Below are 18,382 nucleotides of genomic sequence, written 5' to 3'. Positions count from 1 at the left end.
CTGACAATTTACTCTATTCTATCATGAAAGAAATCCATCGTCATTACCAATAATGGAAATGCATATTAAATTTACTGTAAAAAATAAACGAAGAAATGGTAAATGATATATTTATACTTTTATAGAATTATTAGGCTCTTTACCAAAAGTATTAAGATATATGCCTTGTATATAAGTTGATTGGAGTGGAGGCTGGGCGACTCCTTGGGGATCGAAAGCGAAGTGTCAGCGGCAAATATTTTATCTGTGCGAAAGCGAAGCGGCAGCGGCAAATGTTTTATCTGTGCGAAAGCGAAGCGACAGCAACAAATGTTTTATCTGCGCGAAAGCGAAGCGGCAGCAACAAATGTTTTATCTGCGCGAAAGCGAAGCGGTAGCGGCAAATGTTTTGTCTGTGCGAAAGCGAAGCGACAGCACCAAAGCGCCCAGTCGGAACGGAAATCAACCACACGTTATGTGATGAGCCGATTTTAAGTAAAAAGACTTTAACTAAAGGCATAAAAAAACTGCACGTCCCATTGTTAGCTAATGTCTAACAATGGGACGTGCAGTGCGGTAATTACTTCTGATCTTTTACAACGATTTGTTTATTTAAAAATGGATGCTCGAATTCCAATTGAATGGCATGGAGTTCATAGTCACCACTTGCAGTTTCTCTTGCGCCATACATCGTATCACCAATAATCGGATGACCGATATGTGCTAAATGTACACGGATTTGATGTGTTCTACCCGTTTCTAGAATTAAATGGACAACACAAGAATTTTTATAGCGAGCGACAACCTCATAGTGTGTTACTGCATGTTGTCCAGTTTTTGAAACAACACGTCTTGTTGCATGGTGTCGGTCTTTTCCGATTGATTCGGCGATTGTACCTGATGAAGAACGTAGATTTCCTTGTACCTCTGCTGCGTAAGTTCGAATTATAGATTTTTCTTCTATCATACGATCAAAAATTGACTTAGCCAGTGGATGCTTTGCAACAAGTAACAAACCCTGTGTCCCTCTATCTAATCGATGCACATGCTCTGCATAAGTACCACCTTGTTCTTTAATGTGTGCCATAACATGATTCATACAAGTATGGGTATCACGTGCATCATTTGGATGGGTCGACATACCTTTTGGTTTTGAAACGATCAAGCAGTGATCATCCTCATAGACAACATCTATAGCACAAACCGGTGTCGGTTGATAATTAGATGGTGGAATAGGAAATGTAAATTTTATAATAGTTCCTGCCTGTAGTGGATCTTTCCATTGAATAGGCTCTCCGTCAACTGTTGTGATAGCTTTTGCCATTCGCAATTCATGGACCAGTTTTTTACCGAGTCGCCAATGATTGCGTAATAGGTCCTCGACCGTCAAATTATTAGTATTTATTTCATAATGAAACATATATCTTCCTCCGTAGAAAAGACCGTATTCCTACTTAGAACACGGCCCCTTAATTAATTTGTTGTTTTACTAGCTTTCATTAAATAGAAGCTTGCCCCTGCAATTAAAATAAAAGCAGTTAACGCTAAAAATGGTATTGTAATAAAACCTAGCCAATTAATATATTGTCCTGTGCATGAAACAGCGCCACAAGCAGGTGCAGATTCAGCTAAGAAACTAAGCTTTTGAATTCCATAATGGTATAGTGATACACTGCCGCCCATAATGGCAAAAACAGCAGTTGTTACAGCAATACGTGCATTTTTTTGAATAAAGGCAATAGTAGTCATAATGACAATTGGATACATGAAAATCCGTTGGACCCAACACATTTTACAAGGTTCATAATGACGAATTTCAGAAAAGTATAAGGAACCTAGTGTAGCAACGACAGAGACAATCCAAATAAATAATAAGCCATTTTCCACTTTTTTAGACATATAAATTCTCCCCTTATTATAACCATGTACTTGTTCGATTATAGTTGTTCTAGTTTTAGAAGTAAATTACCTTAACAAAGATAAGCTAAATACTTTTCTTATGAATTTCAGACTAAAGTATGAATGGCTGAGGCAGACGTTCCAGACTTTGAAATGTTATCATAAAATTAGTAATGCCGAAGAAGAGGTGTTTTTGTGAGGGAAAATGAGCATTCCAATATTAGTATTTTAAAAGAAATTGCAGAGTTATTAAATGAAGAAACTGAAATAGTGACGATGTTAAAGGGAGCACTTGTGAAGTTTTTAAATGGCACAAATTTTGAAACAGGCTGGATTTTTTTTATCGATGAAAAAGGGCGGTCAGAGCTTGTTGTCCATGAAAATTTACCGGAGGCATTGGCGTATAAAGGTTGCCATTATTTAGAAAAAGGAGGCTGCTGGTGTGTTTCTCGTTATCGTAATGAGGAATTAAAAAAAGCTTCTAATATTATTGAGTGTCAACGAATTGAAAGCGCAATATCAGCAAATGTAGGTGATCACGAGGGCATTACACATCACGCAACAGTGCCACTTCAATCTGGACAAGAGCGTTTTGGTGTCTTAAATGTTGCAACAAAGGATACCGTGCGTTTTTCAGAGGAAGAGCTAGCATTACTTGAATCGGTTGCATTTCAGATGGGGTCAGCTATTAAGCGAATTTTACTGACAAAACAGGAGCAAGAGATGGCACTTGTAAAGGAGCGTAACCGTCTAGCTAGAGATTTACATGATTCTGTAAACCAGTTACTTTTCTCAGTTACTTTAACTGCGAGAGCTGGTATTGAGATGACGAATGATTGTGATGTTAAGGAAACATTTAAAGAGATTCAGCATTTAACACAGGATGCCTTAACAGAAATGCGTGCTCTTATTTGGCAGCTTCGTCCAAAAGGATTAGAAAATGGTTTGCTTGAAGCGATAAAAGTGTATGCTGAAATGCTTGGCTTGAAGCTTCATGTAACAGTCTCAGGTGTACTGCAATTTCCATCACGGATCGAAGAAACATTATTTCGAGTAGCTCAAGAAGCACTTAATAATGTTCGTCGTCATGCTGGTGTGCTGGAAGTGGCACTTTATATTACGGTTACTTCTACGGATATTTTACTTGTTATTCGTGATGAGGGACGAGGCTTCGTCATCGATAACAACACGAAGCTACTTTCAATGGGCTTGCAATCTATAAAGGATCGTGCAAAATCAGTTGGTGGTACAGCTGACTGGGTAAGTGAACTTGGAAGAGGAACAGAGCTGTTAATCCGCTTACCATATTAAGGGGGGGAAAGAATGATACGTGTATTAATCGCAGACGACCATCATGTTGTGCGTCGTGGATTATTATTTTTCTTAAAAACACAAAAAGATATTGAAGTTGTAGGAGAAGCGAAAAATGGACTGGAGGCAGTAGCTTTAGCAGAAAGTATACAGCCAGATATTATACTCATGGACTTAGTAATGCCTGAAATGGATGGTATTCAGGCAACGAAGCGCATTAAAGCTAAGTTTCCACAAATAGAAATTTTAATGCTTACAAGCTTTTCAGACCGTGATCATGTGGTGCCAGCTATGGAGGCTGGAGCAGCAGGGTATCAGTTAAAAGATATTGAGCCTGATGAATTGGTATTGTCTATTCGTCGTATTATGCGAGGTGAAAATACATTACATCCAGAAGCAACAACGACTCTTGAAATGGACCGTCAAGAATCTAAAAATGCGCCTCATGTGTTAAATCCACTAACGCCTCGTGAACAGGATGTACTTGCAGAGCTTACAAAAGGGAAAAGTAATCGAGAAATTGCGTCCTCCTTATTCGTTACAGAAAAAACAGTGAAAACCCATATTTCTAATATTTTCACGAAGCTACATGTACAGGATCGAACTCAGGCGGCTCTTTATGCTGTGAAGCACGGGCTGACGGAGGGTAGTGGTGTATAAAGGTTAATGAATAGTACGGATCTTGAAAAATATGTAAACGGCGAGTTCCTACACATTGTAGCAGCCCGTCGTTTTTTAATGAATAAAACTATAAAAATACTTAAAATAGATAGAGGATTAGTAATTAAAATGCGGTTAATATAGAAAAATAGAGGAGTACAAACATGAAATTAGAGCGTCTTTTAACGATGACGATGATTTTAATCAATCGAAAAAAGGTGAAGGCCCAGGAGCTAGCCGATTTATTTAACGTGTCAGTCCGTACTATTTACCGTGATATTGAAACGCTGAGCTGTGCTGGGGTTCCTGTTATGAGCCAACAGGGTGTTAATGGTGGTATAAGTTTAATTGATGGCTATCGTGTCGATAAGCAAGTGCTGACGAAGGAGGAGCTCGCGTCACTTTCTATTGCTATCAAAAGTGCACTAACAACATATGAAGATTCACATGCCGAAGCAGTGCTGGAAAAATTAACAGGCATTGCTGATGAGAAAATGAAACAATCGATTGATCAACTATTTATTGACCTGAGCCCTTGGGGACCGAATGTCATTTTTAAGGATCAAATTACATTATTAAAAAAGGCAATTGAACACACGCATTGTGTAAGTTTCTCTTATTCTACTACACATGGTCGCATAACAAATCGCTTATTGGAGCCACACACGTTAGTCCAAAAAGGGAAGGTTTGGTATGTTTATGGCTATTGCACATGGAGAGAAGATTTTCGCTTCTTTAAAATTTCGAGAATGAAAAATTTAAAAGAAGAGGTGACGACCTTCCAGCGTAAAGAAGTCAACTTATCCGAACTCCCATGGGATAAAAAGTGGCATGACCCTCAAAATGTAGTAAACCTTAAGTTGTCCTTCGATGTGGCAATAACAACATTAGTAGAAGAATCATTTGGCGCTGAACATGTAGATCATGAGAGTTCAACTATTAATATTTCACTGCCTGAGGATGAATGGTTATATGGTTTTCTTCTTAGCTTTGGTCATCGCGTAAAAGTGTTAGAACCATCTCATATAAGTGAGATAGTGCAAAAACGAGCACTAGAAATTGTGCAGTTGTATAAAGAAAAATAATCCATGCAATTAATGACATACAGATGTCAGGTTTCCTTTGTTATAGTCATAACAAATAGAACGAAGGGTGGATTTAATTATGCAAAGTTATTGTCAAAGCTGTGGAATGCCATTAGTGGATGAGGCGTTACTTGGTACAGAAAAAGAAGGACACAAAAGTCAGGAATATTGCACATATTGTTATGAATTAGGAGCGTTTAAACAGCCAAATCTGACAGTTGAAGAAATGATCGAAATTAGTGTGCCACACTTAAAGGAAGATGGAATGGCGGAAGAAGAAGCACGCCGAATGTTGGCATCTTTTTTACCAAGCTTAAAAAGATGGCGAACACATGAAATAAAAGAACCGGTTGTGATGCATAAAGAATCATTTCAAATCGTAGGAATCTCAGCGCGAACAAGCAATGCGAATGAAATAACTTCTCAAGCAAAAATCCCACAATTATGGACAGACTTTTATCAGCAAGATGTAGTAGGGCAAATATCTAATCCAGTAAACCAAGTAACATACGGTCTATATTCTGATTATGAAACGGATGTTAATGGAGAGTATTCAATTACACTTGGAATGGAAGTATTAGCTGCAGATGAAGTTCCAGAAGGGATGGTTGTAAAAACAGTACCAGCTGCCAACTATTTAGTATTTACTTCTGACAAAGGTCCATTTGTAGAAGTTGTCGTGAAAGCTTGGCAGGATGTCTGGGCTTGGTTCGCGAACTCAGGGGTAGAACGAACGTACACTGGTGACTTTGAACTGTACGATGAACGCTGCGCCAACCCACAAGAAGCGCAGGTCGATCTTTATATTGCGATTAAATAAAAAACAAGTCTCTTACCAATCATTTGGTAGGAGACTTGTTGTCATTTGCTGGGGGATTTACTTCAACATGAGGTTCAATATGCACAAGAACCTCACAGAAGGAACATTCTCTCATGATAGTTTTTTCAATTTCTTCAGTGATGCGGTGGCTTTCCAAAACATTTAAATAAGGATCAACTGAAACGGTCACGTCTATAAAATACATATTGCCATGTGAGCGGCCTTTAAAATCCAAAAGCTCGATTACATCATCAACATTACGTATTAATACAGATAATGTTTCGACTTCTTCAATATCAAAGGCATCTGTGAGACTCTGAACAGCCTCCCAAAAAATTTCTACGGCTGTTTTAATAATAAGAAGAGCGACAAGCAGTGCTGTTAGTGTATCGATAATAGGAAAACCAAAAATTGCGCCAAAAATCCCGATTGCTGTACCTATACTTACAAGGGCATCCGAACGATTATCGTAAGCTGCCGCTTTAACAGCAGCACTTTTTATTTTTTTTGATAATGCCAAATTATAGCGGTAGACAAGATACATCACTACCGCACTTCCGATTGCCACATAGGCCGTTAATAGCGATGGTTCTGTGCCAGTTGGCTCCCAAAGGCTTTTGATCGAATTAACAAGTACCTGTAAGCCAACAACTAGCATAATAAACGATGCAACAAGCGACGCAACGGTTTCTGCACGTAAATGCCCGTATTGGTGATTAGAGTCAGGTGGTATTTGGGCAATTCGCAATCCAATGAGTACAGCAATAGAGGCGATAATATCAGTTGTATTGTTAAGTCCATCTGCTTTTAGTGCTTCCGATGTTCCGATATAGCCAATCGTTAGCTTAATCGAGCTCAGTATTATATATGTACCGATTGATAACCAAGCACCTTTTTCCCCTTGCCGTAAATTTGTATAGAGCTCCATTTTGTTTCCTCCTTGCAAAATTTTCGGGCATTATAAAACGACCCCCTTCTCGTGTAAGGGAGTCGTTTTTTACGTAAATATTAACTTTATATCAGTAGAAGCCCCCACCATTATAGGTTGTGAGCTAAAAACCATTTTTATAGCCTGAATCATACAAGCATGATTTTAATCGTACCACAGCAAATACGACAAGGCAATTTAATTATAGTCTTCATCGTTTTCATTTGATAAATCACGTTCAGGTAATTTCAGAACTTCTAAGTATAAAATATGGTGTGTATCTAATTCTTTTGCGATAAATTCATAACCTTGTTCTTCAATACTGTCTCCTTCGACCGCATCAAAGCGCTTTGTCATGAACCAACCACCAATTGTATCAATATCATCATCTTCTATGTCAGTACCTAGCATATCATTAACATTTTCTAGTAGCATCTTTGCATCTAAAATAAAATGATTTTCTGCAATTTCCTGAACCTCTGGAATTTCATCTTCATCGAATTCATCTTGAATGTCGCCGACAATTTCCTCGATAATATCTTCAATTGTAACTAGACCAGATGTTCCGCCATATTCATCCATTAAAATGGCCATATGAATACGTTCACGCTGTATTTTAAGTAGCAAATCATTAATTTGCGTGGTTTCCATAACGCGAATAATCGGCTGCATATAGTCAATCACTAGTTTATCGCCATTTGCTGGATCTTTAATGTACGCGGTTAACAAGTGCTTCATATTGACTAAGCCGATAATATGGTCCTTGTCACCATCGATAATTGGGTAACGCGTATATTGCTCAACACCCATTAGATCGAAAACTTCTTTAATCGTAAGTTCTTTTTCAATTCCGACGATTTCAGTACGTGGGACCATGATTTCTTTCGCAAGGCGATCAGAGAACTCAAAAATACTGTTAACATATTCATATTCTGCGTTATTAATTTCTCCACCCTTTAAACTATCCGACAAAATCATACGTAACTCTTCTTCAGTGTGGGCTACTTCTGACTCTGACATCATTTTTAAGCCGAAAAGACCAGTTAAAGCACGTGCAGATCCGTTCAACAGCTTAATGATTGGATAAGTAATATTGTGGAATAAAATTAATGGGCCAGAAAGATTTAATGTGACAAATTCTGCTTTTTGGATGGCTAATGTTTTTGGCGCCAATTCCCCCATAACTACATGCATAAACGTTACAATTGAGAATGCAAGAATAAATGAAAGGACAGATGTAAAACTATCACTCAGATTTAGAAATTCAAACACTGGATTCAAGATGATCTTAAATGTAGGCTCACCAAGCCAACCTAGAAATAAAGCAGTGATGGTAATACCTAACTGACATGCAGATAAGTATTCATCTAAATCTGAAACAACACGTTTTGCATTCTTTGCTTTTTTATTTCCTTCTGCAAGCAATTGATCAATTCGTGTAGTCCTTACTTTAACAATTGCAAATTCAGTTGCAACGAAAAATCCTGTCATTATTATTAGTAGGGCGAATGCCGCCAACCTTATGGTTATTTCCAATATGTCTCCGTCCAAATAATTCCTTTGTCCCCGCCCAAATGAGGGAAGTAAACAAAGTGTACACCTCCTATGATTTAAAAAATTGTTGGATGATTTAATCATAAAATATTTACAGGCAAAACACAAATATTGACATCAATTTTTTTACTTGAATTTCAATACGTAAATTGGAAAAAAATAATATTTTCAAGTATCAAATGATTGAAAATAAAAATCCGTTATGCTAACTTTAAATGGAGCAAAGAAGATAGTTTGTTTAGAGAAAGAAGCATATGCATCTCATATATAACGACACGTCAAAAATCTCAAGAGAGCTTTACTTGCAGATTTTTTTAAATGAATTATTTTAACTTCTTTCAGCAGAAGTCTCCTACCTCTATAGGTGGTGGGATGAATACGGTTTTAAATCATTTTTCAGCGGGTGTCCAAACACCCGCTGAAAGAAGTTAAAGCCTCCGGCGGATGTCATGGAATCGGCTTTGTACTTGCACAAAGCCGAATTATGCCGAGGCATAATTGATTAGCAACCAAAAAGGAGCCATCTCATTCATATGAGGTGGCTCCTTCTGTTTGAATTATTTATTCTTGTTGAAAACGTAATTTCAAGCACGCTTTTTCCACATCGTGCACCGTTTCTTTTAAAGGTATTTCACCTGAATAAAGTGAAATGGTAACAGGTGCTTTTTCTGTGATACCTTGCTGTGTAAAAATATAATTTTTGCCGTTATACGTTAAATAGATATTCTTAACAGGTCTTTTACCTAAAGTGCTAGAAGATGAATTGAACAAGGCTCTTAATTGACTACAGTATTCATTGTAAAAATCACTTTTAAAGCCAGAAAGAGCCTCAAATTTTTTACTATCAATAGTGTCAGCTTCATTCGCTAACTCGAAAATTTTAGCGGAAAATTCGGAAAAAACTTCTTTTACTTTTGCACGAATTAATGCTTTTGAATTATAACCGTTTAAGTCATCCAAAAGAGTGACTTTACTCATTGAAATTGCTCCTTCATAAAAAACATTTGATACTTAATAACATAAATGTATAAAAATAAAAAGGGAATTTCAATATACTTAAACAATTTTAAGATAATAGCAGTGTTTAAAATAGTAAAAAAGATGTGTATTAATACAGTGTGGGTACAGGAAAATATACTTTTGTTAGTCGTAAATATGGTACAACATGAGCTCATGAATCATTTTTTTTACATCCTCTTCGTTTGGAGGGATAGCTCCACTCCATTGGATAACGCCATCTTTTAAGTACTCCGCTGTATAACGTTCACGTTGATAAAAGAATGAAATAGACCATCCCGGGAGCTGAGAATTTTCAAATAAAGGCTTAAAGCTGAAATGCTGAATCATAACCAAACCCCATTTCTTATATATGTAGTTTTATTATTCAAGGATAGTGGTAATTTTGCAACTATCACATTAAAGAGTTGGAATGTGTGTAGAGATGTGTATGATTAGATATAATTAAATAGAGATATTTCTTTCGTCGAAAATCATTGCTCTGCTATAATGAGTGCATTAGGCGACAAAATACGCCAATTGTGAATACAATTGAAATGAGAGGATACTAATGGATAATTTTCTAGTGACATTATTATTTATGGCAGTCATTGGAGCTGCAATCGGTGGTGTAACGAATCATCTAGCCATTAAAATGCTTTTTCGACCACATGAAGCTATTTATATTAAAAATTGGCGAGTACCATTTACACCTGGCCTTATTCCAAAGAGACGTGACGAATTAGCAAAACAACTTGGACTGACAGTTGTGAATTATTTATTAACACCTGAAACCTTTAGAAAGAAATTTTTCTCAAAAGATATTCAAGATAAGGTGGAACAATTTGTTCAAACAAAGGTAGAGGAAACGATTTTTACAAATGATAAAACGATTCAGGATTGGCTAACATTAGCTGGATTTTCCAATATGCCAGCAACAATTGAACAAAAGGTTGAAGCAATTGTTGAGGGACAATTTGAAGCAGTTAAGAATACACTATCAACGAAATCAATTCGTACACTACTATCAGCAGATATTCAAAATGCAATTGATGCAAAGATTCCAGTAGCGGTGGGTCATATTTTAGAAAAAGGTGAGGATTATTTTTTATCACCTGAGGGCGAGATGACGATTAAGGCGATGATTGATGACTTCTTATCGTCAAAAGGATCGCTTGGCGGAATGATTAATATGTTTTTAGGTGATTCTTCTTCGCTCGTAGCAAAGGTCCAGCGTGAGCTTGTGAAATTTATGCAAGCACCAGGAACATCAGCGTTATTAACGAAAATTTTTACGCAGGAATGGGAGAAATTAAAAGAGCGCCCAGCGATGGATTTCATGCAGGATATTCATTTTGAACCAATATTATCAAAATTACAAACTTATGTAAAAGAGCAATTAGCAGTTGAAGAGCGCTTAAATCATCCAATTTCGCATTACTGGCCAGAAGGTAATTCATGGATGAAGGAAACAATAATTCCACAAGTTATCGAAAAAGCTTTTGTAAAAGCTGAAGACAAATTAGAGGATGTTTTGGAACGTTTAAATCTACAAGAAGTAGTACGAGAGCAGGTTGATTCTTTCCCAGTATCGAAATTAGAGGAACTTGTACTAGGTATTTCAAAGCGTGAATTTAAAATGATTACAGTACTTGGTGCAGTTCTTGGTGGATTGATTGGGATTGTGCAAGGGTTAATAGTCTACTTTATTTAAAAAGGGGAAATGTGTTTATGATTAATATTTATAATGAAATTAATGCGTTAGAGGCGACTTTCCGTAAAACACCGGAATTTCAAGCGTTGAAAGAAGCAGTTACAGTTGTTAAGGAAGATGAAGAGGCATTTAATCTATTTAAAAATTTCCGTAAGATTCAAATGGACTTACAGCAAAAACAATTAGCTGGCGAGGATTTACTGGAAGATGAGCTGATCTATGCCCAAAAAACGGCACAGCTTGCCCAACAAAATGAAAAAATTACTAAAATGATTGAAGCAGAAATGCAGTTAAGTAAGCTAATTGAAGAGGTAAACCGCATTTTAGTAAAACCTATACAAGCATTGTATGAAGAATTTTAACAGTAGGATTCTAGCGGCTAAATAGCGAGTCCAAGCGACGGAAAAGCAGGATTTAGCGGCGTAATCGAGCATTCAAGCGGCGGAAAAGCAGGATTTAGCGGCGCAATCGAGCATTCAAGCGGCGGAAAAGCAGGATTTAGCGGCGCAACCGAGCATCCAAGCGGCGGAAGAACAGATTCACCCGGCGCAACCGAGCATCCAAGCAGCGCAAAAGCAGAATCTCCCAGCGCAAGTAATAGCTCTCTTAGGAATAAATATACTATTAGTTGCACATATAACAAGTAAGAAGAAAAACGTGTTTCCGCAAGTCGGAGCACGTTTTCACTTTATGCGCTCAATATCATTGGAGGTTATATATACGATGCATGTAATCATTGAATGGATTTATAAAACGCCAAAAGGTGCAGAAACAGTATTACGTTCAGAAGAAATGCCGGCAGCTCAAGCATTACTACTAGCAGAGGACATGGAGCGAACAGGGAGAGTAAAGTCACTGCAGTGTATCGATCGACAGGATACAAATTGGTCCCTAAAGGAACTAAAGGCATATTTAAAGGAAATTGACACTGAGCCACACAATATTACAGTCTATTTCGATGGCGGCTTCGATCGTGCAACAAAACAATCGGGGTTAGGTTGTGCCATTTATTATGAGCAAAATGGCAAGCCATATCGATTAAGAAGAAATGCCTTTTCGTCAGAGCTTAAATCGAATAATGAGGCCGAATACGCTGCACTTTATTTAGGGTTAGTGGAGCTTGAACTATTGAACGTTCACCATTTGCCTGTTTGTTTCACTGGTGATTCCCAAGTAGTTATCAATCAGTTGAGTGGGGAATGGCCAGCTCTAGAAAAGGATCTATCTAGCTGGGCTGATAAAATTGATGCAAAGCTAGAGGAGCTCAGTATCCAGCCGGAGTACAAGCTCATATCACGTAAAGAAAATACCGAAGCAGATCGCCTGGCAACTCAAGCATTAAACGGAATAGATATCACAGGATTAAAGGAAATTGTAAAGGACTAAGCATGAACAAGAGACAATCAACATGAAACCACCAGTTCATTTTTTTACTGGTGGTTTTAACTTCTAAACTATTCTGAAGCATTGATTCCCAATGTAAGACTAGTTAACTCAGCGTTACTTTGGTCATGATTAAATTCAGCTTGGAAATAAACATTCTCAAATTCAAAATTTGCATAGTAAACGATATCATCAGGATTTTCGTATCTCTCATAAGAAGAGATATGAATAGTTTGATTGATAACTTCCTCCAAAGATTCTTTTGTCACATTTTTGAAATTTGAAAGATAATAATGACTAACAGGTATCTCATCCTCGGCTAGACAGAAAAAGTAATCATTATAGAAAGAACAGAGCCCGCCCTCGTAATAATCTTCTGTTTTTGGCAAACCGGATTTTTCCTTAGCAACAGGATAAGTATCTCCAAAAATAATATTAGTTTTAAAGAAATCGTGGTTTAATAATTTTAGCAGTTTTGGATTTTGGATGATGGGTAACCCGGAATACAAGTTTGTAGTTCTATATTCACTAGTTACAGCATGGTCACGAAGTGTAAAATGCTCTAAATAATCTCCTGTTTGAATGGTAAAGACATTTTTAGAGGTATCTACTTTTAAATCACTATCGGCATAGAGTCTATAAGATTGACCACTAATAATGTCATTACCGTCGTCTGCTACTTTTAGTAAATGGAGAACTTCCAAATTGTCTGAAGCACCAGCAGTAAATTTCGTTATTAATGCAATATCTTTTTTGTCTTTTTCTTTGAAAATACCTTTAAAACGGATATCTCCATGAATTGTCGTTTCATATTGTTGGGAAACCCATTGTTCCCAAGCTTTGCTTTCACTATTATATTGCCCGATTATATAACCGTAATTAGTTCCGTTATAACCAATGAAGAGCTCTGGTACTTCATCTCCTTCGAAGTCGATCATTTCTACATAAGATTCTTCACTTGGGATCGTTACATTTTGGTACCATGTACTTTCCAAGGCGTGCTGCTTCCACTCTTCCATCGTATAAGACAATTTGTCATCCTTTGTTGACTCGTTATGATCTAAAACATCAGTTGTATTTGCTTGTTGATCCTCACAAGCAAATAACAAACAACTTAGAAACAAGAGTGAGATTATCCGTTTGTTCAACTCTACATCTCCTTACTTCTCGATAAAATTTTTAGTACAGACTATATTATATAAAATCAAGTTATGAAATGTTATCCAATTATTCTGTTTGTTGTTAAGTTTGGATATACATTGATTGTTCAGAATTGCTCTTCCCCCCAGAAAGCTCTGCTCTGCGCGTCAGCGACAAATGTTTTATCTGTGTGAAAGCGAAGCGACAGCAACAAATGTTTTATCTGTGCGAAAGCGAAGCGTCAGCAACAAAACCCCCAGTCGGAACGGAAATCAACCACACGTTATGGTGATGAACCTTCAGAATGACTTTTATTATAAATTTTCCTATTTAGGATGAAACTTTTTCCATCCTAAAACTACTAATCCTATGAACCCAATAATAAGGAGAGATAATACGAATATGAAAAAATTCGCACCTGCAGCTATGACAGCATTATTATTTGGAAGTGTAGTAGTACCAGTCGCTTCAGCAAATGAAAAACCTACAGAGACGGAGCAACAAAGTTCACAAATTCAAATTGATCCTGTTCACATTTTCAACAATACACATGGAACAGTTGAGAAAGTCGATGCTGGTGAAAACATTACATATTTCACAGTAAAAGATGGCGAACAAACAAATATTTTAGAGATAACAAAAGATACACTTGTTTTCGATAACACAGGTAAAAAAGTGGAACTTAAAGAGGGCGATAAAGTAGTAGCTTATACATTTGCAAATAAGCCACAAAAACTAATTTATCCACCACAATTTAACCCTGATGTTGTCATTGTTGAAACGGAGGAAGTTGGCTTTGTTGAAGTTGACTACTTCTTTGAAAACTTAACAAACACTTATGATGTTTTAAAACTAAACATTGGTGAAAATACTGAGCTTTTAAATGAGAAGGGGGAGAAAGTTGAAGCTAAAGATTTAGCGGAGAAGCACTTAGTTGTTTTCTATACAGCTTCAACAAGAAGTATCCCAGCTCAAACAACACCTTCGAAAGTAATTGTCCTTGATAATGAGTCTGAAATTTCATCTGAAAATACTGTAGAAGAGGAAATAGCAGCAATAATCGCGAAGGATTCTTATGAGGTAGATGGAACAAAAATGGTTCCGTTACGTTTGATTGCGGAAAAACTCGGCTATACAGTAGAGTCAACGGGGAAAGGTGCAATTGTATCAAAAGGGAATGTATCTTACACACTTACTCGTGGGGAAAAAATGTTTGGTTTTAACAAAGCATTACGCCCACTTAATGCGGCACCCGCTTTGTTAGAAGCAAATAAAACATATGTACCAGTTGAGTTTGTAGAGGAATATTTAAAATAATTATAGAACTCGTCAATAGTATGCTAGAAGATTATTTCTGGCATACTATTTTTTTAAGATCTAGAAATAAACGGAATATTCCGTCATTTGAAACTTCTACTTGTAGCTTTGCTTAAAGTTATAAAAATTTGTTAAACTATTGATACTGTAATTTTGAGAGAAGAGAGCGAAGAAAATGAAAATTATTCACATAGATCAAAAATATCCTGAGGATTGGATTCGCGTATTAAATCATATTGCGAATTTATTTTTTGAGGATTCCAAGTTAAAAGTAGAGCATGAAGGAACAGATATGTCAGTGTCTTTCGAATATAACGTTGGCGATGATTTCTCATTGTCGACAAAAGCGGTACTAGAGGTAGATGGTAAAAGTTATACGAATGATTACCGTATTCAGTATGATACTGGGGCTGAAGGTCGTGAGCTAAATATTCGTATGAAACGTGCCTTATCTCACGTTTTTTTAGATGTGCTCGAGCAGCATACTGGGATGCATCAACAATGGGGGATTTTAACGGGTGTACGTCCAACAAAGCTCTATCATAAATTCCGCAAGGCTGGTAAGAGCGAGGAAGAAATTGCAGATATTCTTATTCGTGATTTCCGTCTGTCAGAGGAAAAGGTGGCACTACTAAAAGAAATAGTTGCTCGTCAGTTAGTGACGATTCCAGATATTGATGATATCGGAAAAGAAATAAGTATTTATATCGGTATTCCTTTTTGTCCGACTAAATGTGCTTATTGCACATTCCCGGCCTATGCGATTGGAAGCAACCGAAAGCAAGGACGTGTCACTACATTTTTAGATGGGTTGCATATTGAATTACGTGAAATGGGGAAATGGCTGAAGGAAAATGACATGAAAATCACATCCATTTATTGGGGTGGTGGTACGCCGACATCTATAGAAGCGGATGAAATGGATGCGTTGTATCAAACGATGTATGAGTCATTCCCTCATCCTGAAACAATCCGTGAAGTGACAGTTGAAGCAGGTCGACCGGATACGATTACTCCTGAAAAATTGGACGTGTTAAAAAAATGGGGCATTGATCGAATAAGTGTTAATCCGCAATCCTATACAGATGAAACGCTTAAAGCAATTGGTCGTCATCATACGGTACAGGAAACGATTGATAAGTTTTGGTTAGCACGTGAATCTGGTATGAATAATATTAATATGGATTTAATTATTGGCTTACCGAACGAAGGGATTGAGGAGTTCCAGCATTCCTTAGATGAATCTGCAAAAATGCAACCAGAATCGCTTACGGTACACACATTGTCATTTAAGCGTGCTTCGGAAATGACGCGTAACAAGGATAAATATAAGGTAGCGGACCGTGATACTGTTGCACAAATGATGCATATGGCACAAGTATGGACGAAGAAAAATGATTATGTACCTTACTATTTATATCGTCAAAAAAATATTTTAGGTAATTTAGAAAATGTTGGATACAGTAAAGCTGGCGAAGAAAGCATCTATAATATTGTTATAATGGAAGAAGTACAGACAATTTTAGGGATTGGTTGTGGAGCCTCTTCGAAATTTGTTCATCCCGAAACAGGGAAAATAACGCAGTTCCATAATCCTAAGGACCCTGCTGCCTATATCATGACATTTGAAGATGCAATCGGTAAAAAACTCGAGTTTTTAGATGAATTATATAAGTTGTAAAAATGAAGGCAATCTGACGTGATGTTCAGATTGCCTCTTTTATTCCGATAAATCGCGATAATGTTCCGATAAAACTGGAAAACATTCCGATAAAACCATAAAATGTTCCGATAAATTTAAAAAACATTCCGATAAAACCTCAGGAAATATTTTAAGCAGAATTTTATAATGAGTGTAAGCGCCTAACTTACATGAACTGAGTGGAGGTATAACATGAAAGTCATTATTAGTCCAGATTCCTATAAGGGGACTTTGTCGGCCATCGAGGTGGCTAATGCAATGCAGGCGGGAATCGTGGATGTTGATCCATCGATTGAAACAGTTATTTTACCAGTAGCAGATGGTGGAGAAGGTACACTAGAATCTCTTATTGCTTCAACAGATGGTCAATATATGTCGCAGCCTGTACTTGATCCAATGGGAAGAGCAATAGAAGCGAGATATGGTGTGCTTGGTGATAACGAAACATGTGTTATTGAAATGGCTCAGGCATCCGGTATTATGCTATTACAGGACAATGAAAAAAATCCTGAGCTTGCATCGTCGTATGGGACAGGACAGCTTATAAAAGCTGCTCTTGATAAAGGTTTTCGGAAGTTTATGATCGCAATTGGTGGGAGTGCTACGAATGATGCAGGGGTTGGCATGTTAAAAGCACTTGGACTGCAATTGAAAAAAGAAGACGGAACATTAATTGCTAATGGAGTGTCAGGACTGTTAGATTTAGCTTCAATTGATATTGGTCAGTTAGATCCTCGATTGTCTAAAGCACAATTTATTATTGCCTGTGATGTTGATAATCCATTAATTGGAGAGCAAGGGGCAACAGCCATTTTTGGGCCTCAAAAAGGTGTGAAGAAGCATCAAATTGCTTATTTTGATAGTTGTTTAAAGCACTTTGCCGATATTGTTGAAAAGCAATTTGGCATTCGACTACACGACTACAAAGGCGCAGGCGCTGCAGGTGGAATGGGAGGTGCCTTAATAGCTTTTTTAAACGGCAGTTTTCATGCAGGGATTGATATTGTGCTCGATGCCGTACAGCTAAAAAAGCATTTAGAAGGTGCTAGGTTTATTATTACAGGTGAAGGTAAATCAGATTGTCAAACATTACATGGGAAGGCGCCAATAGGGGTGGCGAAAGCTGCAAAATTAGCGAATGCACAGACCATCTTATTGTCTGGGATTATAGATGAAAATGATAAACCTGCATTGATAGACTATTTTACTGTTGTTGAATCATTAGTAGATGGGAATACTACTGTTCAGCAAGCGATGGAAAAGCCCTATGATTGTATTCGTCTGAAAACAAAAAGAATCTTTGAGTATTACGTACAAATGGAAGATGATTGATGCCGGAGTAATGACAGGTAGCAATAGATATAGAGAGCAGTCCGTGGTTAGCTCTCTTTTTTTGTATAATAGAGAACTAGAAAGGAAGTTAGTCGATAAAAAAATTAATAGTAGTACTCCTTTGTATTTTTTTATTAGCAGGCTGTAAGGAGCCATTACGTAATGCGAAAGGGGAAATGATTAGTGAGCTTGACTAAATACACCTTAGACCGTATTGAAGATGGCTATGCAGTTTTCTTAAAGTACCAAGAGGAAGAGGAGCAAATTATTATTTTACAGTCCGCCATGAATAAGCCGGTTCAGGTGGGCGATCGTGTACAAATTGAAGAAACTGACGGCATCTATCATATTGAAATTTTGAAAGAAGAAACAGAGCAGAAAAAGGCTGAAATACAAAGTTTAATGGATAGATTGCGTAGAAAAAATCAATAGTACTTTGCAAGCTGTGAGTAAATTACTTTTATTCACAGCTTGTTTAATATAGAAGGAATATGCATAAAATGCTATGCTAAATATTTTGAATATATGCTAAAATAATTATATTAATAGGAAGCTAGGAGCT

At 37.1% G+C, this 18,382-nt stretch carries 20 protein-coding genes; 12 read left to right on the top strand and 8 right to left on the bottom strand.

What is annotated here, in order from left to right:
• The first annotated feature begins 204 nt into the window (after positions 1-204).
• Positions 205-474 (top strand): hypothetical protein, encoded by a 270-nt coding sequence (locus tag AB9L17_RS21195; protein ID WP_068986047.1) that lies wholly within the window; start codon positions 205-207, stop codon positions 472-474.
• A gap of 85 nt (positions 475-559) precedes the next feature.
• On the opposite strand, the gene AB9L17_RS21190 is transcribed toward AB9L17_RS21195, so the two are convergent.
• Together AB9L17_RS21190 and AB9L17_RS21185 are read right to left on the bottom strand one after the other, a co-directional pair.
• Positions 560-1,399, bottom strand: coding sequence for an RluA family pseudouridine synthase (locus AB9L17_RS21190; RefSeq protein ID WP_068986046.1), 840 nt, complete (start codon positions 1,397-1,399; stop codon positions 560-562).
• A 53-nt stretch (positions 1,400-1,452) separates the two neighbouring features.
• The gene (locus tag AB9L17_RS21185; RefSeq protein ID WP_068986045.1) at positions 1,453-1,878 is read right to left on the bottom strand and encodes a disulfide oxidoreductase; all 426 of its coding nucleotides are present in this window, start codon (positions 1,876-1,878) and stop codon (positions 1,453-1,455) included.
• A 195-nt stretch (positions 1,879-2,073) separates the two neighbouring features.
• Here AB9L17_RS21185 and AB9L17_RS21180 point away from each other — a divergent pair, with 195 nt between their 5' ends.
• From AB9L17_RS21180 to AB9L17_RS21165, 4 genes are all read left to right on the top strand, one after another.
• A complete protein-coding gene (locus AB9L17_RS21180; protein WP_068986044.1) occupies positions 2,074-3,189 on the top strand; it encodes a GAF domain-containing sensor histidine kinase in 1,116 nt (371 codons plus the stop codon).
• A gap of 12 nt (positions 3,190-3,201) precedes the next feature.
• The gene (locus AB9L17_RS21175; RefSeq protein ID WP_068986043.1) at positions 3,202-3,849 is read left to right on the top strand and encodes a response regulator; all 648 of its coding nucleotides are present in this window, start codon (positions 3,202-3,204) and stop codon (positions 3,847-3,849) included.
• 164 nt (positions 3,850-4,013) lie between these two features.
• Complete coding sequence (locus AB9L17_RS21170; protein ID WP_068986042.1) at positions 4,014-4,934, top strand: helix-turn-helix transcriptional regulator; 921 nt, start codon at positions 4,014-4,016, stop codon at positions 4,932-4,934.
• 79 nt (positions 4,935-5,013) lie between these two features.
• Entirely contained in the window at positions 5,014-5,754 is a 741-nt protein-coding gene (locus AB9L17_RS21165; RefSeq protein ID WP_223553787.1) for an effector binding domain-containing protein, read from the top strand.
• A gap of 19 nt (positions 5,755-5,773) precedes the next feature.
• Here AB9L17_RS21165 and AB9L17_RS21160 read toward each other — a convergent pair whose 3' ends face one another.
• The 4 genes from AB9L17_RS21160 to AB9L17_RS21145 all read right to left on the bottom strand — a co-directional run bounded on the left by AB9L17_RS21160 (position 5,774) and on the right by AB9L17_RS21145 (position 9,583).
• On the bottom strand, positions 5,774-6,682 hold the full coding sequence (locus AB9L17_RS21160; RefSeq protein WP_223553788.1) for a cation diffusion facilitator family transporter: 909 nt from the start codon (positions 6,680-6,682) through the stop codon (positions 5,774-5,776).
• Positions 6,683-6,880: 198 nt separating this feature from the next.
• Positions 6,881-8,218 carry a hemolysin family protein gene (locus tag AB9L17_RS21155; protein ID WP_263297450.1) on the bottom strand — a complete coding sequence of 446 codons (1,338 nt, stop codon included), beginning with the start codon at positions 8,216-8,218 and terminating at the stop codon, positions 6,881-6,883.
• Positions 8,219-8,797: 579 nt separating this feature from the next.
• The gene (locus AB9L17_RS21150; protein WP_068986038.1) at positions 8,798-9,214 is read right to left on the bottom strand and encodes a hypothetical protein; all 417 of its coding nucleotides are present in this window, start codon (positions 9,212-9,214) and stop codon (positions 8,798-8,800) included.
• A 165-nt stretch (positions 9,215-9,379) separates the two neighbouring features.
• Positions 9,380-9,583 (bottom strand): YheE family protein, encoded by a 204-nt coding sequence (locus AB9L17_RS21145; RefSeq protein WP_068986037.1) that lies wholly within the window; start codon positions 9,581-9,583, stop codon positions 9,380-9,382.
• A gap of 220 nt (positions 9,584-9,803) precedes the next feature.
• Here AB9L17_RS21145 and AB9L17_RS21140 point away from each other — a divergent pair, with 220 nt between their 5' ends.
• Both AB9L17_RS21140 and AB9L17_RS21135 read left to right on the top strand, forming a co-directional pair.
• On the top strand, positions 9,804-10,946 hold the full coding sequence (locus tag AB9L17_RS21140) for a DUF445 domain-containing protein (protein ID WP_068986036.1): 1,143 nt from the start codon (positions 9,804-9,806) through the stop codon (positions 10,944-10,946).
• A gap of 17 nt (positions 10,947-10,963) precedes the next feature.
• Positions 10,964-11,308, top strand: coding sequence for a YlbF family regulator (locus tag AB9L17_RS21135; protein WP_068986035.1), 345 nt, complete (start codon positions 10,964-10,966; stop codon positions 11,306-11,308).
• A 17-nt stretch (positions 11,309-11,325) separates the two neighbouring features.
• On the opposite strand, the gene AB9L17_RS21130 is transcribed toward AB9L17_RS21135, so the two are convergent.
• Complete coding sequence (locus AB9L17_RS21130) at positions 11,326-11,625, bottom strand: hypothetical protein (protein WP_375199762.1); 300 nt, start codon at positions 11,623-11,625, stop codon at positions 11,326-11,328.
• Between the two features lie 44 nt (positions 11,626-11,669).
• Here AB9L17_RS21130 and AB9L17_RS21125 point away from each other — a divergent pair, with 44 nt between their 5' ends.
• Positions 11,670-12,332, top strand: a complete 663-nt coding sequence (locus AB9L17_RS21125; RefSeq protein ID WP_068986034.1) for a ribonuclease H family protein — start codon at positions 11,670-11,672, stop codon at positions 12,330-12,332.
• A gap of 68 nt (positions 12,333-12,400) precedes the next feature.
• Here the strand turns inward: AB9L17_RS21125 and AB9L17_RS21120 are convergent, their stop codons facing one another.
• Positions 12,401-13,477, bottom strand: coding sequence for a hypothetical protein (locus tag AB9L17_RS21120; RefSeq protein WP_375199761.1), 1,077 nt, complete (start codon positions 13,475-13,477; stop codon positions 12,401-12,403).
• Positions 13,478-13,871: 394 nt separating this feature from the next.
• Here AB9L17_RS21120 and AB9L17_RS21115 point away from each other — a divergent pair, with 394 nt between their 5' ends.
• The 4 genes from AB9L17_RS21115 (at position 13,872) to AB9L17_RS21100 (ending at position 18,252) form a co-directional block, all read left to right on the top strand.
• The gene (locus AB9L17_RS21115; RefSeq protein ID WP_068986032.1) at positions 13,872-14,786 is read left to right on the top strand and encodes a copper amine oxidase N-terminal domain-containing protein; all 915 of its coding nucleotides are present in this window, start codon (positions 13,872-13,874) and stop codon (positions 14,784-14,786) included.
• A gap of 175 nt (positions 14,787-14,961) precedes the next feature.
• The gene (locus AB9L17_RS21110; protein ID WP_375199760.1) at positions 14,962-16,467 is read left to right on the top strand and encodes a coproporphyrinogen III oxidase; all 1,506 of its coding nucleotides are present in this window, start codon (positions 14,962-14,964) and stop codon (positions 16,465-16,467) included.
• Positions 16,468-16,680: 213 nt separating this feature from the next.
• Entirely contained in the window at positions 16,681-17,820 is a 1,140-nt protein-coding gene (locus AB9L17_RS21105; RefSeq protein WP_068986030.1) for a glycerate kinase, read from the top strand.
• A gap of 183 nt (positions 17,821-18,003) precedes the next feature.
• Positions 18,004-18,252, top strand: coding sequence for a DUF3006 domain-containing protein (locus AB9L17_RS21100; RefSeq protein ID WP_068986029.1), 249 nt, complete (start codon positions 18,004-18,006; stop codon positions 18,250-18,252).
• The last annotated feature ends 130 nt before the right edge of the window (positions 18,253-18,382 follow it).

The organism is Lysinibacillus sp. RS11, assembly GCF_042019215.1.
Classification (GTDB): domain Bacteria; phylum Bacillota; class Bacilli; order Bacillales_A; family Planococcaceae; genus Lysinibacillus; species Lysinibacillus xylanilyticus_A.
This window is presented reverse-complemented; position numbering and strand designations above follow the sequence as displayed.

Coding starts and splice junctions, on each gene's coding strand:
- AB9L17_RS21165 (WP_223553787.1), top strand. CDS start 5,014: ATGCAAAGTTATTGTCAAAGCTGTGGAATGCCATTAGTGGATGAGGCG.
- AB9L17_RS21160 (WP_223553788.1), bottom strand. CDS start 6,682: ATGGAGCTCTATACAAATTTACGGCAAGGGGAAAAAGGTGCTTGGTTA.
- AB9L17_RS21150 (WP_068986038.1), bottom strand. CDS start 9,214: ATGAGTAAAGTCACTCTTTTGGATGACTTAAACGGTTATAATTCAAAA.
- AB9L17_RS21105 (WP_068986030.1), top strand. CDS start 16,681: ATGAAAGTCATTATTAGTCCAGATTCCTATAAGGGGACTTTGTCGGCC.
- AB9L17_RS21185 (WP_068986045.1), bottom strand. CDS start 1,878: ATGTCTAAAAAAGTGGAAAATGGCTTATTATTTATTTGGATTGTCTCT.
- AB9L17_RS21170 (WP_068986042.1), top strand. CDS start 4,014: ATGAAATTAGAGCGTCTTTTAACGATGACGATGATTTTAATCAATCGA.
- AB9L17_RS21140 (WP_068986036.1), top strand. CDS start 9,804: ATGGATAATTTTCTAGTGACATTATTATTTATGGCAGTCATTGGAGCT.
- AB9L17_RS21135 (WP_068986035.1), top strand. CDS start 10,964: ATGATTAATATTTATAATGAAATTAATGCGTTAGAGGCGACTTTCCGT.
- AB9L17_RS21110 (WP_375199760.1), top strand. CDS start 14,962: ATGAAAATTATTCACATAGATCAAAAATATCCTGAGGATTGGATTCGC.
- AB9L17_RS21190 (WP_068986046.1), bottom strand. CDS start 1,399: ATGTTTCATTATGAAATAAATACTAATAATTTGACGGTCGAGGACCTA.
- AB9L17_RS21145 (WP_068986037.1), bottom strand. CDS start 9,583: ATGATTCAGCATTTCAGCTTTAAGCCTTTATTTGAAAATTCTCAGCTC.
- AB9L17_RS21175 (WP_068986043.1), top strand. CDS start 3,202: ATGATACGTGTATTAATCGCAGACGACCATCATGTTGTGCGTCGTGGA.
- AB9L17_RS21125 (WP_068986034.1), top strand. CDS start 11,670: ATGCATGTAATCATTGAATGGATTTATAAAACGCCAAAAGGTGCAGAA.
- AB9L17_RS21115 (WP_068986032.1), top strand. CDS start 13,872: ATGAAAAAATTCGCACCTGCAGCTATGACAGCATTATTATTTGGAAGT.